The 25,754-nt window shown below is 56.6% G+C and carries 25 protein-coding genes; 7 read left to right on the forward strand and 18 right to left on the reverse strand.

The genetic code is table 11. The features are described from left to right. Nucleotides 1–215: 215 nt before the first annotated feature. On the forward strand, nt 216–3,158 hold the full coding sequence (locus ACQUQU_RS08465; protein WP_430462808.1) for a valine--tRNA ligase: 2,943 nt from the start codon (nt 216–218) through the stop codon (nt 3,156–3,158). A 123-nt stretch (nt 3,159–3,281) separates the two neighbouring features. On the opposite strand, the gene ACQUQU_RS08470 is transcribed toward ACQUQU_RS08465, so the two are convergent. The 4 genes from ACQUQU_RS08470 to ACQUQU_RS08485 all read right to left on the reverse strand — a co-directional run bounded on the left by ACQUQU_RS08470 (nt 3,282) and on the right by ACQUQU_RS08485 (nt 6,277). Beyond that, nucleotides 3,282–3,527, reverse strand: a complete 246-nt coding sequence (locus ACQUQU_RS08470; RefSeq protein ID WP_430462809.1) for a DUF3297 family protein — start codon at nt 3,525–3,527, stop codon at nt 3,282–3,284. 87 nt (nt 3,528–3,614) lie between these two features. Then, on the reverse strand, nt 3,615–4,565 hold the full coding sequence (locus tag ACQUQU_RS08475) for a hypothetical protein (protein ID WP_430462810.1): 951 nt from the start codon (nt 4,563–4,565) through the stop codon (nt 3,615–3,617). Nucleotides 4,566–4,962: 397 nt separating this feature from the next. After that, the gene (locus ACQUQU_RS08480) at nt 4,963–5,427 is read right to left on the reverse strand and encodes an NADAR family protein (RefSeq protein ID WP_430462811.1); all 465 of its coding nucleotides are present in this window, start codon (nt 5,425–5,427) and stop codon (nt 4,963–4,965) included. A gap of 160 nt (nt 5,428–5,587) precedes the next feature. Next, the gene (locus ACQUQU_RS08485) at nt 5,588–6,277 is read right to left on the reverse strand and encodes a GNAT family N-acetyltransferase (RefSeq protein WP_430462812.1); all 690 of its coding nucleotides are present in this window, start codon (nt 6,275–6,277) and stop codon (nt 5,588–5,590) included. Between the two features lie 526 nt (nt 6,278–6,803). On the opposite strand from ACQUQU_RS08485, the gene ACQUQU_RS08490 reads away from it, so the two are divergent. Both ACQUQU_RS08490 and ubiM read left to right on the forward strand, forming a co-directional pair. Further along, on the forward strand, nt 6,804–7,025 hold the full coding sequence (locus tag ACQUQU_RS08490) for a hypothetical protein (protein ID WP_430462813.1): 222 nt from the start codon (nt 6,804–6,806) through the stop codon (nt 7,023–7,025). Between the two features lie 273 nt (nt 7,026–7,298). Continuing rightward, entirely contained in the window at nt 7,299–8,507 is a 1,209-nt protein-coding gene (gene ubiM / locus ACQUQU_RS08495) for a 5-demethoxyubiquinol-8 5-hydroxylase UbiM (protein WP_430462814.1), read from the forward strand. A 70-nt stretch (nt 8,508–8,577) separates the two neighbouring features. On the opposite strand, the gene ACQUQU_RS08500 is transcribed toward ubiM, so the two are convergent. Genes ACQUQU_RS08500 through ACQUQU_RS08510 form a run of 3 tightly spaced genes read right to left on the reverse strand, consistent with a single transcriptional unit; the run spans nt 8,578 to nt 10,367 of the window. Next, complete coding sequence (locus tag ACQUQU_RS08500; protein WP_430462815.1) at nt 8,578–9,306, reverse strand: tRNA/rRNA methyltransferase; 729 nt, start codon at nt 9,304–9,306, stop codon at nt 8,578–8,580. A 59-nt stretch (nt 9,307–9,365) separates the two neighbouring features. After that, the gene (locus ACQUQU_RS08505; RefSeq protein WP_430462816.1) at nt 9,366–10,016 is read right to left on the reverse strand and encodes an LON peptidase substrate-binding domain-containing protein; all 651 of its coding nucleotides are present in this window, start codon (nt 10,014–10,016) and stop codon (nt 9,366–9,368) included. A 24-nt stretch (nt 10,017–10,040) separates the two neighbouring features. After that, on the reverse strand, nt 10,041–10,367 hold the full coding sequence (locus ACQUQU_RS08510; protein WP_430462817.1) for a DUF6482 family protein: 327 nt from the start codon (nt 10,365–10,367) through the stop codon (nt 10,041–10,043). A 446-nt stretch (nt 10,368–10,813) separates the two neighbouring features. On the opposite strand from ACQUQU_RS08510, the gene katG reads away from it, so the two are divergent. Beyond that, nucleotides 10,814–12,952, forward strand: a complete 2,139-nt coding sequence (gene katG / locus ACQUQU_RS08515) for a catalase/peroxidase HPI (protein ID WP_430463027.1) — start codon at nt 10,814–10,816, stop codon at nt 12,950–12,952. A 129-nt stretch (nt 12,953–13,081) separates the two neighbouring features. Here katG and ACQUQU_RS08520 read toward each other — a convergent pair whose 3' ends face one another. From ACQUQU_RS08520 to ACQUQU_RS08540, 5 genes are all read right to left on the reverse strand, one after another. Continuing rightward, nucleotides 13,082–14,284, reverse strand: a complete 1,203-nt coding sequence (locus ACQUQU_RS08520; RefSeq protein WP_430462818.1) for a M48 family metalloprotease — start codon at nt 14,282–14,284, stop codon at nt 13,082–13,084. Between the two features lie 216 nt (nt 14,285–14,500). Beyond that, entirely contained in the window at nt 14,501–15,121 is a 621-nt protein-coding gene (locus ACQUQU_RS08525) for a LysE family translocator (protein ID WP_430462819.1), read from the reverse strand. Between the two features lie 24 nt (nt 15,122–15,145). Beyond that, entirely contained in the window at nt 15,146–16,090 is a 945-nt protein-coding gene (locus ACQUQU_RS08530) for a DMT family transporter (RefSeq protein WP_430462820.1), read from the reverse strand. A 109-nt stretch (nt 16,091–16,199) separates the two neighbouring features. Next, nucleotides 16,200–17,084, reverse strand: coding sequence for an EamA family transporter (locus ACQUQU_RS08535; RefSeq protein WP_430462821.1), 885 nt, complete (start codon nt 17,082–17,084; stop codon nt 16,200–16,202). A gap of 145 nt (nt 17,085–17,229) precedes the next feature. Continuing rightward, nucleotides 17,230–18,156: an NAD(P)-dependent oxidoreductase gene (locus ACQUQU_RS08540; RefSeq protein ID WP_430462822.1), complete on the reverse strand. Its 927-nt coding sequence runs from the start codon at nt 18,154–18,156 to the stop codon at nt 17,230–17,232. A 164-nt stretch (nt 18,157–18,320) separates the two neighbouring features. Here ACQUQU_RS08540 and ACQUQU_RS08545 point away from each other — a divergent pair, with 164 nt between their 5' ends. After that, a complete protein-coding gene (locus ACQUQU_RS08545; protein WP_430462823.1) occupies nt 18,321–19,397 on the forward strand; it encodes an alkene reductase in 1,077 nt (358 codons plus the stop codon). A gap of 73 nt (nt 19,398–19,470) precedes the next feature. Here the strand turns inward: ACQUQU_RS08545 and ACQUQU_RS08550 are convergent, their stop codons facing one another. The 3 genes from ACQUQU_RS08550 to ACQUQU_RS08560 all read right to left on the reverse strand — a co-directional run bounded on the left by ACQUQU_RS08550 (nt 19,471) and on the right by ACQUQU_RS08560 (nt 21,093). After that, nucleotides 19,471–19,962: a DUF4405 domain-containing protein gene (locus ACQUQU_RS08550; protein WP_430462824.1), complete on the reverse strand. Its 492-nt coding sequence runs from the start codon at nt 19,960–19,962 to the stop codon at nt 19,471–19,473. A gap of 142 nt (nt 19,963–20,104) precedes the next feature. Then, nucleotides 20,105–20,500 carry a GFA family protein gene (locus ACQUQU_RS08555; protein WP_430462825.1) on the reverse strand — a complete coding sequence of 132 codons (396 nt, stop codon included), beginning with the start codon at nt 20,498–20,500 and terminating at the stop codon, nt 20,105–20,107. A 47-nt stretch (nt 20,501–20,547) separates the two neighbouring features. Then, complete coding sequence (locus tag ACQUQU_RS08560) at nt 20,548–21,093, reverse strand: glutathione peroxidase (RefSeq protein WP_430462826.1); 546 nt, start codon at nt 21,091–21,093, stop codon at nt 20,548–20,550. Nucleotides 21,094–21,538: 445 nt separating this feature from the next. On the opposite strand from ACQUQU_RS08560, the gene ACQUQU_RS08565 reads away from it, so the two are divergent. Next, nucleotides 21,539–22,726, forward strand: coding sequence for a multidrug effflux MFS transporter (locus ACQUQU_RS08565; protein WP_430462827.1), 1,188 nt, complete (start codon nt 21,539–21,541; stop codon nt 22,724–22,726). Here the strand turns inward: ACQUQU_RS08565 and ACQUQU_RS08570 are convergent. Beyond that, entirely contained in the window at nt 22,714–23,655 is a 942-nt protein-coding gene (locus ACQUQU_RS08570; RefSeq protein ID WP_430462828.1) for a DMT family transporter, read from the reverse strand. The two genes, ACQUQU_RS08565 and ACQUQU_RS08570, sit on opposite strands and share 13 nt — an antisense overlap. Before the next feature lie 83 nt (nt 23,656–23,738). Between ACQUQU_RS08570 and ACQUQU_RS08575 the strand changes: the two genes are divergently transcribed. Beyond that, nucleotides 23,739–24,545, forward strand: a complete 807-nt coding sequence (locus ACQUQU_RS08575) for a helix-turn-helix domain-containing protein (RefSeq protein WP_430462829.1) — start codon at nt 23,739–23,741, stop codon at nt 24,543–24,545. Here ACQUQU_RS08575 and ACQUQU_RS08580 read toward each other — a convergent pair whose 3' ends face one another. Both ACQUQU_RS08580 and ACQUQU_RS08585 read right to left on the reverse strand, forming a co-directional pair. Beyond that, nucleotides 24,546–24,833 (reverse strand): hypothetical protein, encoded by a 288-nt coding sequence (locus tag ACQUQU_RS08580; RefSeq protein ID WP_430462830.1) that lies wholly within the window; start codon nt 24,831–24,833, stop codon nt 24,546–24,548. It lies immediately after the preceding gene. A gap of 115 nt (nt 24,834–24,948) precedes the next feature. Continuing rightward, entirely contained in the window at nt 24,949–25,671 is a 723-nt protein-coding gene (locus tag ACQUQU_RS08585; RefSeq protein ID WP_430462831.1) for a Bax inhibitor-1/YccA family protein, read from the reverse strand. Between the last annotated feature and the right edge of the window lie 83 nt (nt 25,672–25,754).

A 25,754-nucleotide genomic window follows, 5' to 3' on the forward strand; every position in this document is an offset into this window, starting at 1 on the left:
GTGTTCATCTCAGCGGCACAATCTAATCCCTCATTGTTCTGCCCGGTGAAAAGATCAGCGTTCACAAACCCTGCGTCCGGGTATGCGGCGGTTGAAATCGACACTGCCCCCAAAGCCTTGTATCCGCTATAATCTGCGCCATTTTTCTGAACACAAACGCCGCCCCGGCCCTGCCGGGAACGATGCGGCCACGATGAGACGAGCAGCAGCGAACTATGGATAAAACGTACAAGCCCAGCGCCCTTGAACAAACCTGGTACAAAGAGTGGGAAGCCAAAGGCTACTTCAAGCCCTATCAGGACGGATTAACCGGCGAAGGTTATTCCATCATGATCCCACCGCCGAACGTCACCGGTTCGCTGCACATGGGTCACGCGTTCCAGCACACCATTCAGGATGCCCTGACCCGTTACCACCGCATGCTGGGCAAAAAAGCCCTGTGGCAGGTGGGTACTGACCACGCCGGTATCGCCACCCAGATGGTGGTTGAGCGCAAACTGGCGGCCGAAGGCCAGCCCGACCGTCACGCTCTGGGCCGTGAAAAATTCCTGGAAAAAGTCTGGGAATGGAAAGAACACTCAGGTGGCACCATCACCGGCCAGATGCGTCGTTTGGGCAACTCCGTAGACTGGGACACCGAACGTTTCACCATGGACGACGGTTTCTACAAAGCCGTGCAGGAAGTGTTTATCCGTCTGTATCAGGACGGCCTGATTTACCGTGGCAAACGTCTGGTGAACTGGGACCCGAAACTGCACACCGCCATTTCCGATCTCGAAGTGGAAAACAAAGAATCCAAAGGCTTCATGTGGCACCTGCGTTATCCGCTGGCCGATGGCCTGAAAACCGCGGAAGGCAAAGACTACATCGTTGTTGCAACGACACGTCCGGAAACCATGCTGGGTGATACCGGCGTGGCCGTTAACCCGGAAGATCCGCGTTATAAAGATTTAATCGGCAAAGACATTATTCTGCCGTTGGTTAACCGTCGTATTCCGATTGTGGGCGACGAACACGCCGACATGGAAAAAGGCACCGGTGCGGTAAAAGTAACCCCGGCGCACGACTTCAACGACTATGAAGTGGGCAAGCGCGCCGGCCTGCCGATGATCAATATTTTCACCTTTAATGCCGATGTGCGTGACGTGCCACAGGTGTTCAACACCGACGGCAGCGTGAACACCGACGTTGAAGCCAGCATTCCGGAAAAATACCGTGGCATGGAACGTTTTGCTGCGCGTAAAGCCATAGTGGCCGACTTCGAAGCCGCAGGGCTGCTCGACTGCATTAAAGACCACGATTTAACCGTTCCGTACGGCGACCGTGGCGGAGTAGTCATCGAGCCAATGCTGACCGACCAATGGTATGTCGACGCCAAAACCATGGCCAAGCCAGCCATTGAAGCGGTGGAAAACGGCGATATTCAGTTCGTACCGAAATCCTACGAAAACATGTACTTCAGCTGGATGCGCGACATTCAGGACTGGTGTATTTCCCGTCAGCTGTGGTGGGGTCACCGTATTCCTGCCTGGTACGACGAGTCCGGCAAGGTCTACGTGGGTCACGACGAAGCCGAAGTACGCGCACAGAACAATCTGGCTGCTGACGTAAAACTGCGTCAGGACGAAGACGTACTCGACACCTGGTTCTCCTCTGCCCTGTGGACCTTCGGTACTCTGGGCTGGCCGAACATGGACGATCCGGAAGTGGCCAAGCGCATGCTGGACTTCCATCCGACCGACGTTCTGGTGACCGGTTTCGACATTATTTTCTTCTGGGTTGCGCGCATGATCATGATGACCATGCACTTCTGCAAAAATGCCGACGGCAGCCCGCAGGTTCCGTTTAAAACCGTTTATGTTACCGGCTTAATCCGTGACGAAGTCGGCCAGAAAATGTCGAAATCCAAGGGCAACGTTCTCGACCCGCTGGATATGATCGACGGTATTTCACTGGAAGATCTGCTGGAAAAACGCACCGGTAATATGATGCAACCGCAACTGGCGGAAAAAATCGGCAAGCGTACCCAGAAAGAATTCCCGGAAGGTATTGCCCCGCACGGCACCGACGCCCTGCGCTTCACACTCGCTGCCATGGCCTCTACCGGCCGTGACATCAACTGGGATATGAAGCGTCTGGAAGGCTACCGCAACTTCTGCAATAAACTGTGGAACGCCTCGCGCTACGTGATGCTGAGCGTGGCCGGTGAAGAAGCGGTAGAACAAGCCGCCGCCGCTGGCAGCAACATTGCCATTACCGAAGACATGAAAGCCGCCTGTGGCGCCAACGGCGAACCGGCCGTGCTGTCACTGGCCGACCGCTGGATTATTTCCCGCCTGCAGAACGCCGAAAAAGAAGTACGCCGCCACATGGACCAGTATCGTTTCGATATGGCCGCACAGGCGCTGTACGAATTTATCTGGAACGAATACTGCGACTGGTATCTGGAACTGTCCAAGCCAGTACTGTGGGACGCTAACGCCCCGGTTGAAGTCAAACGCGGCACACTGGGCACTCTGGTACGCGTACTGGAAGCCACCCTGCGTCTGGCGCACCCGATTATTCCGTTCATCACCGAATCCATCTGGCATCAGGTGAAAGATCTGGCCGGCAAGACTGGCGACACCATCATGCTGGCGCAATACCCGGCACCACACGATGCGTTTGTCGATGCTCAGGCCGAAGCCGATATCGAATGGCTGAAAGGCGTGATCACCGCCGTGCGTAATATCCGCGCCGAAATGAATATTGCTCCGGGCAAAGAACTGGAATTGCTGTTCAAAAACGGCGACGACGAAGACTTCCGCCGCGCTGAAGAAAACCAGACCTTCCTGATGAAACTGGCGAAACTCAGCAAGCTCACCTGGCTGAACGAAGACGACGAAGAACCTATGTCGGTTACTCAGCTGGTTGGCGATATGGAAGTGCTGATTCCGATGGTCGGCTTTATCGATAAAGACGCTGAAGTTGCCCGTTTAGGCAAATCCATCGAGAAACTGGAAAAAGAACTGGAGCGCGTGGCCAACAAGCTCTCCAACCCTGGCTTTACCGAAAAAGCCCCGGCCGACGTGCTGGAGAAAGAAAAGGAAAAAGCCGCTGGTTTCGAACGTGATATCGGCAAGATGAAAGAACAGATCGAGAAGATTAAGGCGCTGTAAGCCTGATCGGATCCGTCTGACATAAAAAAGCCCGGCAACGCCGGGCTTTTTTATTGGCCGCCGATTCACATCAGCGACCGCTATTCTTCTGCTGCGCAGACTGACATGAGCCTGCCTCAGACCTTACTTGTAGTAAGCCTCTACCGTGCCCTTCAGCTTCATCAGCATAGGACGACCGAAACGGTCCTTGGCCACTGGTGAAGAGATCTTCACCCAGCCTTCGCTGATGCAGTATTCCTCAACGTCGTTACGCTCTTTACCGTTCAGACGAATACCGATTTCGTGCTGAAAGTACTCTTCTGCGTAGAACTTGCTCTTAGGGTTAACCGACAGCTGATTCGGTAACTCGGGTTTGTTGGCGTCGCTCATCGTTATCAACCTGGAGTGATCAAGAAAGGGGGCTATTGTAGAGAGCAACGGCGACTCCGGCAAACGGCCACGCACATCCTCCGGAGTTTAAAAACTCACCCACCACTGCTTGGGTGGCAATACCTCGCTGCCCTCCACACCCGACGGCCGGGTTGGATCGGTCAGCACCACCAGTGTGCTCTGGCCGTCGGCGGTGGTTTCCGCCACCACAGAACGCACGATGCCTGCGCTGAAGCCAAAACGGGCGATGTCCTGGCCGTTGGGCCAGCGCTCGTTGTAGACGCGGATCACGCTGTATTCGGGCTTATTCACATCACCACCAAAACCCCAGGCGATGCTGCCGGTGAAATACACCAGCACGCTCAGACTCTGCTCGGGAAAGCGGTAAACCGCGGGCACGGTAACGTGCAGATAAAAGGTGTCATCGACGATGAGGGTGGCGCTGAAATCCGGATAGCGGATCTGCCATAACGGCGTGCGCGTGCCTTTATCTGTGTGCAGATAACCGCCGACCACCAGGTACTGGTCGTTCAGCCACTGGCCGTAACCAATACCACCCAGTGCAAATTGGCTGAGGTCGGCCAGTTCGGCGCCGACGTTGTTATTCTCCGCGCTGAATACTTTGCTGCCGCTGAATACCAGTGCCTGATCGTCTGCGCCAGCCAAGTCATCTGTGCCGGGCGATGATAAAAGCGACGGCGGCAACGCCAGCCGGTAGACGGGCTTGCCGGGGTCGTCGCTCATCACACGCTCACCGGCTTTCAGGGTGTTGTCGTCGAGCAGCAGCCATTCGCCGTTCGGATCGCCGTCGATACCAAACGGACGGCCGTAATCACGTTCCAGTGTGGGGCCTGCGTAGGGAATGTCGCGGATGCTGACGCCCTCGGTCAGCGCTTTATAGGGTTCGGTTTTGCTGACCTGACGTTCGGCCTGATGGCCGATAAAGACGAACGAGTAGATCATCCAGGCGCCGAACAGCAGCACAATCACCAGAATGACACCGAAAAAGGCGCCAAGGCCAAGTAGCAGGGTTTTCATCGATAATCCTTATCTGTTGTCGTTCGTTGGACGCTGCGGATGAGCGTCTTTCCTGATGAGCTTATTCTGTGAGGCGACTGAAGCACCTATCGCTCTTAACCAGCATCTTGCCGCAGCCCCGTCCTTATGACTGCGAACCATTGCCTGTTTCTATCACCACCAGAGTTTCAATTCATTTTGCCGCGAATGCCCGACAGCGTTTAATTGGTGAATTCAATCAAGTACCAACTTCTGATCGCTATCAGCAATTAACAGCAGGAGCCCGCCATGACCGCCGAAATCCCCTATGCCGCCCTCTCCGTTTCCATTGTGCTGCTGTCAGTGGCGCTGATCGTTGCCCCGTGAATCAGCGCCGTGAATCGGCACCGGTCAGGCACAGGCTGGCGATGCCGCCCGATCAGGCCTGCTCGTCGCGCAGCTTCTGGCGGATGCCCATCCAGAGTTTGCCGAAGTGGTTATGCCCGCGCATGTCGCGGCCACAGCCCCAGAAATAGTCGTAGCTGCTCATCTCAGCGATGTCGGTGTCGCCGCTTTCCGCCAGCGCGGCGGCTACTTCCGGGTACTGACGGCACTTGATATAGCTGCCGCGGGTCATGTAAGTGACGGTGTTTTTCTTCCAGTCGGCGCGGCGTTTCTGCCAACGGCTCTTACCGAGTTTCGCTGCCTCTTTCGGACTGGCCGCCAGACGGATTGTGTCGCGGTAGGCGGCATCTTCAAATTTCATCGCCTGATAATAATGCTCAACCGTCGGCCATTCGGCGCCGTCGAGTTCAAAGGCAAAGGGCGCATAGGACGATAACGGGTTGCTGGCGTCGGTGCGGGAAACCGGAAAACGCTTTTTGTCTTTATGTTCAAACAACATGGAAAACTCAGATTCAGACGCAAAAAATAGTAACGGCAGCTTACTGGCCCGGCGCGGTTACGCCAACCCGCAAGCCGCCGCTTTGTCCGGCTAATTCGCGTTTATCGGCACAGGCAGGTCAGCGCAGAGCAGACCTGTAGTGCAAACGTAAAACCCGACGTCATGAATTCTGCACCTCCGCGTTGTCTTGGGTCTGGCTTAACACATCGCGTGACCGTTCGCGTTGCGCGCCCTGCCCGGAATCCGCCTGCGACTGCTGATGTAATTCCGGCGTCAGGTATTTTTTGTACGAATCGGTAAAACGCCTGTGATTGGCGGACTTTTCGCCGTCGTACACCGAGTCTTGCGCCACATCCAGAAAGAAGGGAATCGCGGGCTCGCTGTTGCAGCAGATAAAATCGTCGCCGTAGCGTTTAAAGCCGAATTTGCTGTAAAGGCGGATATTTTTCGCTTTTTTGCTCATCGACCACAGCACCACGCCATCGACCCCGGATTCGATAAGGTGATCGTACGCGGCCACCATCAGATACAGGGCCACCGGCTTGCTGCGCCAGTCATTGAGCACGGCGAGTTTGCAGATTTCACCCACCTTACCTCCGGTCTGCAGCGGCCCCATGTAGCTCTCAATGGGTAACCGGCCCTGCTCTGACGTTTTGATATTGGCGCTCACCGAGCCAATCACCCGGCCATCGTCGAGAGCGACAAAGTGCGTTGCGTCGCGGTCGAGGTTAGAGACGATGGTACCGCTCGGATACTGATCTTCCTCGACAAACACCTTCATGCGGACGTTGGCGACCTCACCGAACAGTGGGTCGTTCATGCCTTTCAGTTTTACGATCTGGTATTTCATAGTGCTCAGACTGCCTGCTTGAGTGGATTCACGGCGCGTCTGGCGACGATCGGCACAGCATCAGGTGCTTCTGAAAGCCCAAGTAAGGATCTTCTGAAAGCCCGGGTCAGAACTTCTGAAAGCCCAAATAAGGCACTTCTGATAGCCATAGCCGGACACTTCTGAGAGCACTGCAGCGGCCTTTCTCCCCCGGACGGCCATCTGGTACAAAATGTCATTAGTGACTTTTGTAACAGAAAGACTAGCGAACCCAGACGCCCCCCTCAATTGCCTGCCAGTGCCAATGCGCCTGTCATCAGGGTCTGAAAGGCGCAGGACTCTGCGACTCGCACGAGTGCTTTTTATGGCAGGAGACAACGCCGCGGCCTGAACAGAAAACGAACAGAAAAGCGGCCATCCGACCGGCAAAAGCCGATTTCTGGTCTACACTTAGGAAAGTTGCAATAAACCCCTGAGCTGCCCGGCAGACAGGTGGAACGTCACCCGCCACGCGGCTCAGGCGACGAACACGGAGGTATAAAGCACCATGACCGACCATACGGATACCGAACAGGAAATCACGCGCCTGACGGGGGAAGTGGAACGGCTCGAGAACGAGATCCACCGCATATCCAACAAACTGAACAACGAAGGCTTTCTGGCTCGCGTACCCGCAGCCTTTATTGAAAAAGAACAGAAGAAGATGGCCGCCTTTCTGAAAGATCAGGCCCGTCTGAAAGAGAAAATCGCCGCGTTGGGCGTTGCCTGAGCATCAGGCCGGCCCTCCCAGCGAACCCCGTTTTACCGTTCCATCACTCCCTGATTAAGGGCACTCAGTGCCCCTTGTGGGCCTGCCGGGCGAAAGCCGCAGGCCCGTTTTTTTGCCTGCGCACAGGCCATTGCCGCCTTTAACGCCTTCTGCCTTTTCCAGACACGGAAGCAAACCGTTAACCGCGTTGAAAAGCCCTTTCCTAATCTGGGTCAATTTACCCGCACGGCCCCTGTCCTATGATCGCCCGCAGTCAGTTTTGCGGAGGCCGCTATGGATTACGATATTGCCATCATAGGTGCCGGGCCTGCGGGCCTGAGTTTTGCGCTGTCGCTGCGCGGCTCGGGACTCAGGGTTCTGTTGCTGGAGAAACAGTCGCAGGCCTCTCTGGCCGGGCCCGCTTACGACGGCCGTGAAATTGCGCTGACGCATTTGTCGCGTCGTCTGATGCAACAGCACGGCAGTTGGCAGCGTTTGAGCGAAGATGAAATATCACTGTTAAATGGCGCCAGTGTGCTGAACGGCCATTCCGATTACCGCCTGAATTTCGCAGCGCCGGCGGCGAATGACGAGCCGCTTGGGTTTCTGGTGCCGAATCAGGCCATCCGCCGCGCGATCTTTGCCGAGCTGGAAGCCAGCATGGCTTCTGACCCGGGTTTGCTTACCCTGCGCTGTGACAGCCAGGTGCAGCATGTACACACAGACAGCGACGCCGGCACCATTACCCTCACTACCGGCGAAACCCTGACTGCGCGCTTGATTGTGGCGGCGGATACACGCTTTTCGGCCACCCGTACCCAAATGGGCATTGCCGCCGATTACAACGATTACGGCCGCAGCGCTCTGTTGTGCGTGATGGAACATGAAAAACCCCATGAGCACATCGCGCTGGAATGCTTTTTATACGGTGGCACGCTGGCGGTGTTGCCATTAAATGGCCGGAAAAGCTCGATTGTTATTACCGTTAATTCCGCCGACATTCAGCATTTACTGAACCTGAGCGAAGCAGAATTTAATCAGGAAGTAGAAAAACGCCTGGGCTCCCGCCTCGGGCACATGACACAGACCGGACAGCGTTACACCTACCCTTTGGTCGGCGTTCACGCGCGCCGATTTTATGCACAGCGCTTTGCTCTGGTGGGCGACGCCGCTGTGGGCATGCACCCGGTCACCGCACATGGATTTAATCTGGGATTAAGCGGCCAGGATTTATTGGCCAGCGAAATTCTCAAAGCCGTAAAAGCAGGCGCCCCTTTCTGGGATGCCAACGTATTACAGGCCTATCAGAACCGGCATATGCCGAACAGCCGGGTGCTGTATCACGGAACCAATACGGTCGTCGGATTATTTACCGACGAGCGATTACCGGCCCGTATTCTGCGCCGTGCGGTATTGCGGGTAAGCAACCACTTGCCACCCCTGAAGGAGGCGATACGCCATAAGCTGATGAACAAAGCGCACGCGGCACTGCGGTTCTTCTGAAAGAAAAAGAAAAAAAAAGAAAAATCGGGAAGAAATTATTCGACCCGCTTTTTTATGTCGAAGCCATTAATCACTTCAGTTTTTGCTGAATTTTATCGACCAGCTGATGCACAAAACCCAAACTGCGTGCATCCAGCAAAGGCAAATGTTCGTGCAGCCAGCCGAGCATTTTGCTGTCGTGGCTGTAACCGAGAGATTCTGCCAGCGCAGCACTTTTATCACGCAGTGCGTTGTACTGGCCTTGCTTCTGGTTTTCATTTTGGCTTTGCGGCTGATGATCGTCTGCCTGTCCTTCGCAGCCGTCCTCTGCTACCTGCGCTTTGGCATTCAGACCACTGAGCGCGTAGGCGTACAGCATGACGGCCTGGCCCAGATTCAGAGAAGGATACGTTACCGCCAGCGGGATGGATGTCAGCAGATCGCACTGGGCGACTTCCGGACCGTGCAGACCCGAATCTTCACGGCCGAACACCAGCGCAATGCGGAATTGACCGGCCAGCTTATCGGCCAGGTTGGTTTTCAGCGCCTCCGGCGTCAACAACACTTCGCGCTGATGACGGGGTTTGGCGCTGGTGCCGACCATCAGATCGACTTCGGCACGAACGGCCGCGAGGGAATCGAAGGTGCGTACGTTGTCGAGAATATCGCCGGAGCCGTGCGCCAGAATGCGCGCCTGTTTGTCGGTGTGAACGGTGGAATTAACGATCCACAGTTCACCAAAGCCCATGGTTTTCAGTGCACGGGCGGCGGCGCCCACATTTTCCGGAACCGCAGGTTCCACCAGTACAAAATGAATCATTCACAGTTCCAGCGTTAACGAGCTGCCATTCTAACGGCAGACAGCGTGAAAATCCTGCCTCAGACTTCGTTCAGCAATTCAAGCGTAAACCTCAGTCGCTCGTGCACCGAAGTCGTTTCCAGTAATTCCTGCAATAAATCGCCATCAAAGCGCACCAGCCCGAAAATGCGGAAGCTGAAATCGGCCGCACTCATAGATTGCCACGGTGGCGACTCCAGTAAATCGGCGATGTCTTTGTGCACCACATCGCGGCCACGGGCAAGAGCTGCCAGACGGTGAATAATTTTGTCTTTTAATACCTCGTTATCGCTGATCAGTGCGTCGTCGTCCGGCTCATCTGCAAACACGTCGGCGTCGTAAATCAGGTACGGCAAACGCTGCACTTCGGCGTGCAGACGATAGCGGTCACGGATGTGCACATTCAGGTACAGGCGGCCGTCGTCGGTGGTGTTCAGCAGTTCGCAGGTGCCGGCGCCAACCACGTCATAGGGCTGATAGGTCGACTGATTTGAATTCAGCGCCTCCACCAGATTGTCGTTCGGTCGCGCTTCGTGAATGGTTTTGCGGGTGTGGGCAATGGCCACTTTCATGCCGGACTCCAGACAATGCTGAATCATGGCGCGGTATCTGGGCTCGAACACATGCAGCGGAAACACATTGCCGGGAAAGGTCACACAATCGGGAATCGGAAATACACAGATTTTTTCCACGCTTATCCTCCGGCCAACGCCACCTCAGTGCAGGGTGCGCGGCTTTACCCCAAGACGATTGCGCCCGAGCGGTACTTCCAGCCGGTTGGACAGCGCACGCACGGGCTGATTGATCATTTCATCGTAAGCGCTTTCGTGGCGCACCACCATGCGCTCTACACGCAAATCGTCAAACACCGCCTGTAGCGCCAGCAGGCTGTTAGCCTTCAGCGGCCGGCCCTGATTGTCCGTGACCAGCCACTCGCGACCGTCGACTTCCGCCAGCGCCTGATACAGGCACAGGTCGAGCGAGCGGATGATGATTTTCGGAATAAACGCCAGTTGGCTCAGTTCGCGTAACGAGAGTTTCATGTCGTCCTCCTGCACGGTGTGGGCAATGCGCAACTTATACAAAAGCTGTACATACTCTACCCCAGACGCCCTGAGTGGAAAACCCATCGGCCCTGCTTTTGCGGTCAACCTGTGTACGGATACGGGCGCCGCCTCGCGCATATGCCATAAGGTTCTATGACGTGCGAGTTTCTCAACAAGGTTTTCTTAATCAGCCCTATTACGCTTCTTCATGAGAGTGATTATCAACATTGGCTTAGACTCCTCCCCGCAATGTAGTGAACACGGGCCCGTTTACTTCAGCACGCGCCGCCTAATTAAAAATGGGCGCGTACTGAACGCTGCAACGCACTGAAAACAACCTCGACAAAAAATACCGGAAGGGATAAATCATGTTGAAATCAGGCAAGCAAGCATTGGCAGCTGCTGTGCTGGCGGTCAGCCTTTTGGCGCCCACTGCACAGGCCATGAATAACGAACCAACCTATAACTGGTGGCCCGACAAACTCGATCTCGATCCTCTGCGTCAGAACGCGGCTAAATCCAACCCGTTAGACGCTGGCTTTAATTACGCCGAAGCCTTTCAGAAACTCGATCTGGAAGCGGTAAAAGCCGATCTGCGCAAAACCCTGACAACCTCACAACCCTGGTGGCCGGCCGACTATGGTCACTATGGTCCCTTCTTTGTGCGCATGGCCTGGCACAGTGCCGGTGTGTACCGTATTTTCGACGGCCGCGGCGGCGCCAGCGGTGGTCAGCAACGCTTTGAACCCCTGAATTCCTGGCCGGATAACGTGAGCCTGGATAAAGCCCGTCGCCTGCTGTGGCCAATTAAACAGAAATACGGCAGCAGTATTTCCTGGGCCGACCTGATGGTGCTGGCCGGCACCGTGGCCATGGAAGACATGGGCTTTAAAACCTTCGGTTTTGCCGGTGGCCGCACCGACGACTGGGAAGCCGAGAAAGTAAACTGGGGCGCTGAAAAACAATGGCTCGACAGCAAACGCCGCAATGAAAAAGGCGAGCTTGCCAAGCCACTGGCAGCCACCCAGATGGGTCTGATTTATGTGAATCCGGAAGGCCCGAACGGCGTTCCAGACCCACTGGCCTCGGCGCAGGAAATCCGCGACACCTTCGGCCGCATGGCCATGAACGACGAAGAAACCGTGGCATTGATTGCCGGTGGTCACACCTTTGGTAAAGCCCACGGTGCGCACAAGCCCGACAACTGTTTAGGCGGTGATCCGGCGGCGGCGCCGATTGAACAACAGGGTCTGGGCTGGAAAAACAGCTGTGGCAAAGGCCATTCTGAAGACACCATTACCAGTGGTCTGGAAGGTGCCTGGTCTGTAAGCCCGACCCAGTGGACCATGCAGTATCTGCAGAACCTGTACGCCTTTGACTGGGTACAGAGCAAAAGCCCGGCAGGCCACATTCAGTGGATTCCGGCCGACGGTCAGGCAGCCAATTTAGTACCGGATGCACACATCGCCGGCAAACGTCATGCGCCGATTATGTTCACCAGTGACATCGCGCTGAAAGAAGACCCTGTGTACCGCGAAATCACCACCCGCTTCCTGAATAATCCGCAGGAATTCGAGCTGGCCTTCGCCAAAGCCTGGTTCAAACTGACACACCGCGACATGGGTCCGAAAACCCGTTATCTGGGCGCCGACGCTCCGACTGAAGATCTGATCTGGCAAGACCCGCTGCCTGCGCGTACCCACGCGGTGATCGACAGTGCCGACGTAAAGGCGCTGAAAGCGAAAATTCTGGCATCGGGTATCAGTGTTCCTGAACTGGTGCGTACCGCCTGGTCGGCAGCGTCCAGCTTCCGTGGCACCGACAACCGCGGCGGTGCCAACGGTGCGCGTGTGCGTCTGCAGCCACAGGCCAACTGGCCGGCGAACAGCCCGAAAGAGCTGAGCAAAGTGCTGGGGAAACTGGAGAAAATTCAGAAAGAATTTAATAAATCCCTGAAAGACGGCAAGCAGGTTTCTCTGGCTGACGTGATCGTTCTGGCCGGTGGCGCTGCGGTTGAAAAAGCGGCAAAAGACGCCGGCTACACAGTGGACGTTCCGTTTACCCCGGGTCGTATGGACGCCACTCAGGCACAGACCGATGTGAAATCATTCGCGGTTCTGGAACCGAAAGCCGACGGCTTCCGTAACTATTTCAGCCAGGATTCTGCTTCATCACCGGCGGAAGCTCTGGTTGAAAAAGCCGCGCTGATGAATCTGAGCGTACCGGAAATGACCGTTCTGGTCGGTGGTCTGCGCTCTCTGAACGCCAACACCGGCGGTCTGAAGCACGGTGTATTCACCAGCAAACCGGGCACACTGAGCAACGACTTCTTCGTGAATCTGCTGAGCATGTCCACCGAGTGGAAAAAATCCACCAAGCAGGACGGTTTGTACGAAGGTTTCGACCGCACGTCCGGCAAACTGAAGTGGACCGCCACTCCGGTTGACCTGATTTTCGGTTCTCATTCTGAGCTGCGCGCGGTGGCTGAAGTGTACGCTTCAGACGATGCCAAGCAGAAATTCGTGAATGACTTCGTTAAAGCCTGGGACAAAGTGATGATGGCCGATCGTTTCGACATCTGAGCTGACCGACCTTGTATGCCAGAGGTTAGCGCCACCCATAAACGCTGGCGTTAACATCCGGTAATAAAAAAGCAGAGGCATGCCTCTGCTTTTTTACTGGCTTTTAATTCGCTTTAAATACTCAGACGCTTACTGGCATTCCAGCGGCAGGTATTTTTCGATGGCGTTCTGGCCATAGCAGGTCCAGGTAATTTCACCGTCGTCGTACTCAGGTTCGATGACGATATAACGCTCGTCGCCATCCGCATCTTCGCCGACTTTCACGCCCAGCGTACCGGCGTTGTAAATATCGATCGAATAATTCTGCACAGAGTCTTCAATGCCATCCGGGTATCCGAGATCGTCCATGCTTTCTGGCCACGCCTGATTTTCTTCGACATAGGCTTCGACTTCACTCTTCAGTGGCAGCGCCATGCTGTAAGCCTGCAAATAGCGGCTCTTATTGACGTAGTCGTGATACTGAGGCACCGCCACCGACGCCAGCACACCGATCAGCACCAGCATAATCATCAGCGATGCCGCACCACCGGTACCGAAACGCGGCACCAGAGCGGCCAGCAGCCAGGCCAGAAAATGACGGCGCGGGAAACGGATATCCTGCCCTTCCATCATCGACAGACTGCTCGCCATGCGCTTGGTCAGCCACGGATAATCGCCGGTCAGCTCGTTGAACGACATCCAGAAACCTCGGGTATCGGCCACCTGCGCCACATAGGCTTCGGCGTTCAGGCTCTGCCAACGGCTGTCACCAGCGGCAATGGCAGCCAGCGCAGCCTGCACATCATCACGGTCCTGACAGCAGGCCACACCGTAACGGTCGCAGGTGTATTCCTCCGCACGGCGCAGCGCCGTACCCAGCAGCGGCAACAGAGACGCCGGGAACAGGAAGCTGCTCCACAGCAGGTGCTTGCGGTGAATATGGCCCAGTTCGTGGCCAATGTAGAAATTCACCGCCTGCGGGCGGTCGGCCAGAGCATCCACCACGTCGGTGAACAGCACAATAAAATGACGACCCAGAAAACGGGTGGCCAGCGCATTGAAGAAATCGGTGCGCAGCAGATACGCATCCGGCACGTCTTTAACGCCGGTTTTTTCGCAGGAGCTGAGCAGCGCCTGATGCAGATCCGGGTATTGTTCAGCGGTGATTTTGACACCAGTCCCTTTCAGGTAAGAAATAAAGACCGAATGCGCAAAAATGAAGAAAACGTACATCAGCAGCACATAAACCAGCATGATGCCGAAGGTGCCCAGCACCAGCGCCAGCCAGCACAGTGCGGAAATGACCGCCGCGATCGCGAACAGCTTTTTCTCGTGTTTATAGACCAGTTCCATGATTTTCCCTTTGAGGTTTTGCCGGTGACGTACAGGGAAATGTCTGGCTCATCCAGGCCGCGCGCTTCCATGCAAAATCCGTCTGCCGGTTATCAGACACAATACGGTAACCCGTTACCGTGGCCGGATAGTAACCAGACAGGGCGCACAAAGATATGTTGCAGGTCACAGCCAGAGCGAGGCGTCTGGGGAAATACGCGCGGGTCTGTGCGGATGTCAGATATCCATCAGCATCAGACCGCCCGCCACCAGCAGCAATGTGGCGCCGGCGAGGCGGTTAATGGCCCGCACCAGACCTTCGCTCAGTCCGCGGCGCGCCAGCCAGGAGCCCATCAGGGTGTAGGCAAAAAACACGAGTAAATCGGTGATCAGCAGGGTCGCGCCCATGATCAGCAACTGCGGCAGCAAGGGTATTTCCGGGTTCAGAAATTGCGGTAATAGCGCGGCAAAATACACCAGCGCCTTGGGGTTGGACGCGTGCAGCATCAGCCCTTTGATAAACAGACGAAAAGCGTGTTCTGAGGTGTCCGCCGGACTGAAGCGGATCATGCCGGCATGACTGAACAGCGCCTGATACGCCAGCCACAGCAAATACAAAACGCCGCCCCAGCGGATCAGGTTGAACAAAAGCGGAGACGCCAGCACCAGCGATGCCACGCCGGTGGCCGACAGCAGAAAAAACAGTAGGTCGGCACAGGCGATACCCAGCACCGTCCATTGTGCTTTCCAGACGTGGTGACCCGCGCCCTGCCCGGCGGCCAGAATGGCCGACGGGCCAGGCACCAGAATCAGCATGGCGGTGGTGGTCAGAAAAATCAGATACAGGGTGATATCCATGGGTACTGCCTCAGCGTCAGACCGTTACTGCCCGGAAACTGCACGGCGACTGGCCAGCGCAATGCCGGCAAAAATACACGCCGCCCCCAGCCAGTGATACAGATGCAGGGTTTCACCCAATAACAGCACCGACAACACAGCACCGAATAACGGCATCAGGTGAATGGACATGCCGGCCCGTTCTGGCCCCAAACGGCCGACGCAGGCGTTGTACAGCAGAAACGCCAGCACCGATGGGAAAATACCAACATAAGCGACCGCCAGATAAGAATCCTGATGCCACACCGGCGGCGCATGCGTCAGCAGCTCCCAGCCGAAAAACGGCGTTAAACACACAAGTCCCAGCGCCATCTGCACCTGCAACAGACCAACCCGGTTAATGGCCTGTGGCATTTTTTTAATCCAGATGGTGTACAGCGCCCAACACACCATGGCCAGCAGAATAATGAGGTCGCCATGGGCGATATTCAGTGTCGCCAGACGTTCAAACTCACCGTGCAGAACAATGGTCAGCACACCGGCAAACGATACCAGCATGCCCACTATCTGCTGACGCTGCACCGCGAAGCCAAAAAACAGCGCCCCCAGCAGCACGATTAATAATGGAATAAAGGAATTTAAAATAATGCCGTTGGTCGCCGCCGTGCTTTGCAGACCGAGATACACCAGCGAATTAAACGCGGTCACGCCGCTGACGGACACGGCCAGAATCAGCCCAAAATGCTGACGGTAAAGCCCAAAGTCACGGCGTAAAAATCGCCAAGAAAACGGCAACAGCAGCAGTGACGCTATGACCCAGCGGCTGAACGACAAGGTCATCGGTGGAATATCGCCGCGCACGGCGCGGCCAACAATAAAATTGCCGGCCCAGAACAGCGGCGGCAACGCCACCAGCGCCAGACTGCTCCAGGAGCTGCCCCAGACGCTGCGCCCGGATTGAGAATTGAGCGGTGTTTCCGCTGACGCCATCGGGCATCCCCCACGTACGAACAGAACAAAAAATACGGCCGGCAAAAGTATGGCATGGCATTCACGGCGCAGCGATGCGGGTGACTACCTAGCGCAGGCCTGCGAGCAATCAGACACGGCCAGCCAATGTGACCAGCAACACACTGATCACAATCATGGCACCGCCCCACCACTGCTGACGGCTGATGGCTTCGCCAAAACGGCGGCGGGAAAAATACAGGGTGCCGACAATTTCAATCTGCCCCAGGGTTTTGACCAACGCCGGATTCACCAGCGCAAAACCGGTAAACCAGCCAATCGACCCCAGAGAACTGAGTATGCCGACCTGAGTGCTGAGTTTCAGCGAACGGCGGAACGGCGCCAGCCAATCGCGCTGCTGCACCATCTGAATGCCGCATAAAATCAGCGACTGCAACGCCAGCACACACCAGAGCGTAACCCCGGCATTGACCAACAGCGAACCGCTCATGGCATGACTGGCCATCGAAGCCGTGACCGAGGTAATGGCAAAGCACAGACCGCTGGCCAGCCCCAGCAACAGGGATTTGTCTTTGTGGGCACTGAGCAGGCTGTGCCACTTCACACTCATCACCAGCGCCCCGGCCACGCCCAGCACAATGCCCAGCCAGCCCAGAAGCGTCAGACCGTAATGCAGCAGCGGCAGACCAATCAACGCGGCCAATACCGCTTCGGTTTTGGCCAGCAAGGTACCCAAAGCAAAACTGCCGGAATGAAACACCCGCAGCATGCACCAGGTGGCCAGAATCTGGCTGACCGCGCATACCACCACTGCCGGCCAGAACAGCGGGGTTTCAACCGACGTAGAACCGATCAGCCACACACACAGGCCAAGGTAGACGCTCACCAAAGGCAAGCCATACAGAGAGCGCGCCATGGTGGCATGCAGAAAGCCCGCCTCACGCGACAAGGTGTTCTGATACGCCGTGCGTACCGACTGACAGGCGGCGGCAAACAGGGTAATGACAATCCACATAAAAAGGCCCCGGCGGAAAAGCGCACAGCCTGAACCTGAGGAGGGAAGAAGTAAAAGGAATTACTTTTATAAAATGAATTCCGGTCAGGAATATTAGTTTCTGACCGGAATCTGTGTCGCCTGCGTGGGCTTTAGCGGGCCGACATCAATGGCCGGCAAGCTCTGCTATGTTGTCTGCGGTCAGATTGACCACATTCTGCCGCGCCTGCGGGCTGATCCAGGCGTTATGCGGGGTTACGATCAGGTTCATATTGCCCTGCTTCATAGCCGCCAGCAGCGGGTGTCCGCCACGCGGTGGTTCCACCGGCAGCACGTCCACCGCCAGACCACCCAGCAGACCGCCCTGCAGTGCCCACAGCGCCGCCATTTCATCGATGATGCTGCCACGGGCGCAGTTCACCACCAGACAACCGGGTTTAATATCGTCGATATTGTCGCGGTTGAGCAGATGCCGGGTGTGATCGTTCAGCGGGCAATGAAAACTCAGAACGTCGGCGTGTTTAATGGCGTCGTTAAACGCCGGACGATGGTCGCCCTCTGCGCCCGGACGGGCGGTAAACACCACCTTCATGCCAAAGGCTTCAGCCAGCCGGGCAACGGCTTTGCCGAGGGTACCTTCACCGACAATCACCAGGGTTTTACCGGATAATTGCGTGGTACGGTGATTGAGCAGACAGAAAAACGGACTGGTAACCCAGGCGTTATTTTTCACGTCCTGCTGGTATTTCGGCAAACGTGCCGCCAGCGCCAGAATCAGCATCAGGGTGTGCTGGGCCACGGAGTCGGTGCCGTAATTCACTACGTTGCGTACGGGAATTCCTTTGTCAGCGGCGGCCTGCGTATCAATATTATTGGTGCCGGTGGCCATCACCAGAATGCCTTTTAACCCGTCCATGGCCGTTGCCGGAATGACCACTTTATTGGTCATGATCAAATCCTTACCGGCGATGCGTTCCATCAGCTCTTCAGGGCTGGTGCGCTGATAAATGGTCAGCTCACTCACCTGCTCACGGATGGGGGTAAAGTCCACATCCGATCCCATGGTATCGGCATCCAGAATCACTGCTTTCATAAATGGGTCTGCCTCTTACCTTATTCCCAAATTGCCGGTTGCTTATTCCCGGCCATACTGAGCCACTCAGGCAACAAATTGTTTCATCCGCACAGACTGTTGAACGGCGTCTGCGCCCCTATATAAGTTCACCTGTTATTGTGCCCATTACCCGGAGAAATTCCATGTCTGCCGACACACAGATTCTGTTTACCCCTGTCACCACAGGCGCCCTTGAACTGCCCAACCGCTTTGTTATGGCACCGCTGACCCGCGCCCGCGCGGTCGGTCACCTGCCGAATGAACTGATGGCCGAATACTACGGCCAGCGTGCCAGTGCCGGTCTGATCATTGCCGAATGCACCATGGTCAGCCCGGATACCTCCGCGTTCGGCAACGACCCGGGCATTTATTCCGACGAGCAGGTGGAAGGCTGGAAAAAAACCACCGACGCCGTGCACAAAGCCGGTGGCCGTATTTTCCTGCAGATCTGGCACGCCGGTCGTGCGGCGCATCCGTTACTGAACGGTGGCAAAGAAGCCGTCAGTGCCAGTGCGGTTGCCATTGATGACGTTGTGCATACGCCACAAGGCAAACAGCCCTACACAGTGCCGCGTGAACTGACCGTCGAAGAAATTCAGGCCATCGTGCAGGACTTCCGCAAAGCCGCTGCCAATGCCATCAAAGCCGGCTTTGACGGCGTGGAAATTCACGGCGCCAACGGCTATCTGATCGACCAGTTCCTGCGCACCAGCACCAACAAGCGCACCGACAGCTACGGTGGCTCGCTGGAAAACCGTGTGCGTTTCCTGAGCGAAGTTCTGGACGCTGTGACCGCTGAAATCGGCGCCGGCCGCGTCGGTCTACGTCTGTCACCGCTGAACAGCTTCAACAGCATGAGCGACGACGACCCGATTGCCTGGACCGAATATCTGGCCAGGCACATCAACCGCTTTAATCTGGCGTACCTGCATCTGATGCGTGCCGATTTCTTCGGCGTGCAGAAAGGGGACGTAGTGCCGCTGGCGCGTGATCTGTACACCGGCCACCTGATGGTCAACATGGGCTACAACGCCGACGAAGCCGCTGCGCTGATTCAGTCGGGTGGTGCCGATTCTGTGGCCTTTGGTACCGGTTTCCTTGCCAACCCGGACTTCCCGGAACGGGTAAAAGCCGGTGCTGGTTTTAATACCCCGGACCAGAACACCTTCTACACACCGGGTGCCGAGGGCTATACCGACTATCCGCGTCTGACCGCCTGATCCGTATATACCTGAATAAAAAAAGGCCAGCTTAGCTGGCCTTTTTTATTCAATGAACCTTTGTCTGCGGGTGTTATTGAGCACCCAGCACACTGTTCAATATGGTCATCTGCTGTTTGAGATTGTCACCAGTCACGCTCTGCAGCGTCTGATCGGCTGAGTTCAGGGTAATGCCCGCGCGCTGCAGGCGCGTCATCATTTCATCGGCCGGAACACCGGCCACCTGCGCCAGCGTGGTGACGGGCGCCGCGGCCAGTTTCTGCACCGGTAGCACAAAGGGTGGCTTACCGCCCTCTTCTTCCAGCGGTATAAAGCTCAGCGCTAAAAGCACAGCAAACAGCCCGATCAGCCCACGGCCACGGTTGTCGCTGAAATAGCGTTTAAAGGCTTTGAAATTGACCGTCACGTGCATTAAGGCACCGGCCAGAAACACCAGACTCAGCCACTCATGAGCTTCTTTATTCAGTCCGGTATCGAGGTGAAAAAACATCAGCACGCCGGTGGCGGCCGTCAGCAGAAAAGCACCCGCAGTCAGAGGGGTCGCCCATTCGCGTTTTATGGTCATGCAGAACTCCGGTAAAAAGCAGCGCGGCGGATCGCCGCGCCATAACCGGATACGCTAGCCCTGTCCGTGCTTGCGAACGCTGATCCAGATCAGAAAACCCGGCGTACAGCGTGTAAGCAATTGTCAGAGGCAGGAATGCGTCTCAGGGACGCTCGGCGTACTGCGGAATATCGTCGTTAATGCAATCCCAGCTGGCTTTTGAGCCAACAAAAATATGCGCCTGCGGTTTGATATCCACCTCTGTGTCCAGAGTGCCGACACGCAACCGGTAAATTTCCGGCATCGACGGGCGACGGCTGAACAGCGGCGAACCGCAACCTTTGCAGAAGGTACGGAAAACGCCGGGCGTCGATTCGAATTCGCCGACCAGCTCCGCCCCTGTCACCAGACGGAATTCACTGACGTTAACGGCCGCGTTAACGGCAAACGCCGAGCCATTGGATTTACGGCATTTTCCGCAATGGCAAATCATGGCCGGGCCAAGCTCACCATCAATTTCGTACTGAATGCCAGAGCACAGGCAGCTGCCTTTGAGCATATTTTTTCTCCTTAAAAAAAACTCCGCACTGGGCGGAGTTTATTGCATCAGGCACTCAGTGCATCGGCAATCGCCGTCTGAACGACCGCGTCTGTCACTTTAATGTCCGGCGCGAAGCGGGCCAGCACATCGCCGCTTTTACCGATCAGGAATTTCTCGAAATTCCACATAATGTCGGTGTCGTTGGCCGGCAGCAGATCTTTACTGCCGAGCTTCTGCTTCAGGCCTTCATCGGCGGTGGTAACCGCTTTGGGTTTGGCGGCGATCAGCTGCTGATACAGTGGATGACGACCTGCACCGTTCACTTCAATTTTGCTGAACATCGGGAAGGTAACACCGTAGGTCAGGCTGCAGAATTGCTGAATTTCGGCTTCAGTGCCCGGCTCCTGCGCCAGAAACTGGTTGCAAGGGAAACCCAGAATTTCCAGACCCGCCGCCGCTTTCGCTTTGTACAGAGCTTCCAGTTCTTCGTACTGAGGGGTCAGGCCACACTTGGACGCCACGTTAACGACCAGCAGCACTTTGCCCTGATAATCATTAAGGGATTTCACGTCCCCTTTAATGGTTTTTACGTCGGTCTGATAAATACTCATAGAAGCTCCGGGTATTGGTCTGGGAAAGAAATAAAGCATAACGCTGCCTGGCGATAAGGCCAGCGTCAATCCGTCGTTTGCGACGAATGATGGATGCCGACAGCAATGGAAGGTTCCGCCGGTCAGTTCCGCTGCCGGCGTGCCACCAATAATTACCGTATTAATACCCATGCGTGCAGGCATGACTACGCAGAGAACTACCAAGATACCGATCAAGATAACTACCAAGATAACTACCAAGATAGCTACGCAGACACCGCGGATAATGCCTGATCGGTGTGCCGCCCATCGCATGAGCAATCGCCCGCACAGATTCTGAACCACGATTACACGCAACGAAGTGTTTAGTGAAAGGACGCAATTAAGCGGGCCGTCAGTAACCGGCAACAGGGGCCGTGCTGCTACAATATTGTTCAGATTATTTTGCTGTCCGCCGGAGTTTCAGGTGCAGTCACACAACCCTCCCCACGCCGGCATCGCCGCGCTTCTGGCCATGACCATGGCCCTCGGCCCTCTCGCCCTCGATACCTATTTACCTGCCTTTCCAGACATCGCGGAATTTCTGTCGGTGTCCGTGCATCAGGTTTCGCTGACCATTTCTGTGTACGTCTTTGTGCTGGCGCTGGGCCAGCTGACCGGTGGTCCGCTGTCGGACCGTTACGGCCGCAAGCGCATCATGCTCAGTGGTCTGGCGGTGTTTTCACTGGCCAGCCTGCTGATTCTGCAAGCGAGTTCCCTGCAGGAATTTCTGCTGCTGCGCGCACTGCAGGCTTTCGGTGGTGGCTGGGCAGCCGTGTGTGTGCCGGCGCTGGTCCGCGACCGCTTATCGGGCCGCGAAGCCGCGCGTTTTTTCAGTCTGATTGGTTTACTTATGGTGGCCGCACCGGCACTGGCGCCGTCCATCGGCAGTCTGCTGCTGACCCAGTTTGGCTGGCTGAGTATTTTTCTGTTTATCGGCGTGTACGCCATTCTGGTACTGGTGATGCAGCAGCAGGTGGTGTTCCGCGACTATCAGCGCCCGCGGCATCATGAGCCTGTGTCTGTACTCAGCCGCTATAAGGCCGTCATCAATACCCGCCCGGCCATGCGCTTTATGGCCATCGGTACCATGGCCTTTTCGGTGATGATGCTGTTCATCACCCACGCGTCGTTTATTTATCAGGAACATTTTGGCGTGGGCCCCGGCACCTTTGCCCTGCTGTTCGGGGCCAACGTGGTACTGATGCTGTGCATGAACCTGCTGAACCGCCGCCTGCTGAACCGTTTTGCTTCCGAACGGATTCTGCGCTGGGCACTGACGGCTCAGGGCGTTGGCATTGTGCTGCTGTTGCTGGTGCTGGGACTGACGGCTGAACTGCTGCCGTTCGTGCTGGCCATGGTGCTCACCATTGGCATGCTGGGCGCGGTGTCGCCCAATATTCAGGCCTGCTACATGGAATACTTCCGCGAGCACGGCGGTACCGCCGCCGCGCTCATGGGCGCGACCCAGTTTTCGGTGGCCGGCCTGATTTCCGCCGCCTCCGCCCTGCTGCCGGAAAGCGTGACGGCCATTGTGCTGGCGCAGGGCGCCTGCTCACTGCTGTGTCTGGCGCTGATCTGGACGCACAAACCAGCTGCCGCTCAGCCCGCCTGACGGCGCACCGTCAGACTCTGCCACTGCTGCGTCAGCCAGGTATGACCGCTGACCAGCAGAATTCCCACCAGCACCAGCACGGCCCCCGCCATAAAACTCAGCTCCAGCGGTTCATTGAGCCACCAGGCGCCGAGCACCACACCCACCACAGGTGTCAGAAACGACAAGGCACCGAGCTGCGACGCCAGATAATTGCGCAACAGCCAGAACCAGGTCATGAGCGCCACGAACGAGATCACCAGCGCCTGAAAGCCGAGACTGACCAGCGCCACCGGAGTGGCGTGAAGCGCAGTCTGCCCGCTCAGCAGACTCCAGACGCCGAGCAGTACAAAGGCCACCAATAACTGATAGAACAGCCCTTCCTGCGCCGGTGCACGCGCCAGCCGGCTGGCCCGCACCACAACGGTCGAAAGCCCCCACGCCAGCCCGGAGGCCAGTGCCAGCAAATCGCCCAGCAAAGGCTGTGAACCCGCCGCTGTCTGGCCGCCATCACGACCCGTGAAGGTCAGTACGATACCGGCAAACGCCAGTGAAATTCCGGCCCATTGCAGCCGCGACATACGTTCTTCCGGCAGCAACAGATGCAGGCCGAGCGCCGCAAACACGGGGCCCGTGTACAGCAGAACCGCTGCGTGGGAGGCCGAGGTAAAACGCAGGCTCTCGCCCAGCAGCAGGTATTCAAAACCAAACAGCGCCCCTGCCAGAAGACCCGGCCGCCAGTTACCGCTGGCCGCCGTTGGCAGGCGTTTCGCCCAAACCAGATACGCCAGCACCAGCAGCGCGGCAATGCCGGAACGCAGACTGATCTGCAGCACCGGCGCGACGTCGGCCGCGGCTGCTTTCAGCGCCACCTGCTGCATGCCCAGACAGAGGCAGACGAACACCATCAGACCCATGGCCTGACCATCCAGTGCTTTGCGGGTAACCATGGGAACTCCGGCTTGTGAAATCAGGCCTGCACTATAGAATTGTCAAAATCACTGCATATAGCTCGATCCGGACAAGGTGTAGCATGAAAACGCCACGACGACAGGCAAGTCAGAAAGCCCTGCTGGTACCGCCCTTCACCTCGGCACTGCCGTCGCCGATTTTCTTCCGTGCCGCCCATGTGCCGGCCGATGCCGCGTATCCGCAGCACAGCCACAGCTGGGGGGAGTTTGTGTATTCGTTCCGCGGACTGATGGAAGTGCGCATCGGCGACCGTCACTATCTGGCGCCGCCGCATTACGGCATCTGGCTGCCGCCGGATCTGGAGCATCAGGGACTCAATCAGCAGGAAGCCGAGCACTGCTCGCTCTATGTTTCAGCACCGCGGGCCTCGGCCCTTCCGGCCAGTGCCTGTGCTCTCACCGTAAGCCCCCTGCTGCGGGCGCTGCTTGATCATCTGCGGCTGCACCCGACCACGGCGCCAGTGAGTGAAGCCCATATGCGATTGCTGCAGGTGGTGGTCGATCAGTTGCAGGAAGCCAGCGTCAGCGGCAGTTATCTGCCGACCAGCACAGATCCGCTGCTCGAACCTGTGCTGACGCTGTTGCAGCAAAATCCGGCGGACAACCGCCCGCTGGCGGCACTGGCCGCTCTGGTACACGCCAGTGAACGCACACTGGTGCGTCGCGCACAGCAGGAGCTCGGCATGTCGCTGGCCGACTGGCGCCAGCGTCTGCGGGTGGTGAGGGCCATGCCGATGCTGGAAGCCGGCGAGAAAGTTGAGAGCATCGCCCTCGATCTGGGTTACGCCAGCGCCTCGGCGTTTATTGCCATGTTCCGGCGTCTGATGGGAGTTACCCCGGATGAATACCGCAAATCGCTGACCGGCTGATCAGTCGCCCTGACGGGTACGTTTGCGGAAATGCGCAACACACTGAGTGTTGACCAGTGTGAAGATGCTGTAGTGCTTGTCGCCGTATTTCACATAGCTGGCGACTTCTTTGAAACGGCTGGGATGATGCACCTTCAGCACCCGGGCCGGGTGGAAGATTTCGCCTTTCTGCCGGAAATAACTCAGGGCTTTGGTATCGCCCGCGGCTTTTGCGTCTTTGTCGCGGCACTCCTCGGCCATCACCGGCCAGGCCAGCAGCAGACTCAAAGCCAGAATGCCTGCTTTCATGGGTATCACCTCTCACCCAAGTCTAGCCGCCGGCTGAGACTCAGGCATAAAAAAAGCCGCAGTCCTTGCGGACTACGGCCAACTTCTCGAGCACAGAGAATTCCAGAAAGCTTGCTTAGTCGTCGGAGCCCATCACACCCAGAATCTGCAGCAGACTCAGGAACAGGTTGTAGATCGACACATACAGGGTCACGGTTGCAGAGATGTAGTTGGTCTCACCACCGTGGATGATGGCACTGGTCTGGTAAGCAATCAGACCACTCATCAGCATCACGAACATACCGGACACCGCCAGTGACAGCACAGGCAGTCCGAGGAAGATGTTGGCAATGCTCAGACCGAAGGCCACCAGAATACCAACCATCAGAGTCTTACCCATGCCGCTGAGTTCCTTGCCGGTGGTCAGCACCCAGGCTGACATGGCAAAGAAGATCAGGCCGGTGGCACCCATGGCGGTCATGATCATTTCCGTACCGCCCGGTAACTTGGCGTACATAGAAACGATAGGACCCAGAGTCAGACCCATAAAGCCGGTCAGCGCGAAGACAGACACCAGACCCATGGCGCTGTTTTTGGTTTTCTCAACCAGGAACAGCAGACCAAAATATCCTACAAGGGTCAGAATCAGACCCGGATGCGGCCAGTTAAAGGCCATCGACATACCGGCTACTGCAGCGCTGAACACCAGGGTCATGGACAGCAGCATGTAGGTGTTACGCAGAACTTTGCGTGCGTCGGTCGTTACGACCTCGTCACGGTAGCTGCCTGCGTCCAGCACGACAGGCTCAGCGCGGTGAGAATCACCATTTTTCATATTCAGATAGTCAGGGCGGCTCATATCTCAACTCCTGTTGATCAGATAGCGTTGGATTGTAGGTCGGGTCAAATCAAAATAATATTCGAATTATCTTACATTCATTG

This window comes from Thalassolituus sp. LLYu03 (genome assembly GCF_050507655.1).
GTDB lineage: Bacteria > Pseudomonadota > Gammaproteobacteria > Pseudomonadales > Oceanobacteraceae > Venatoribacter.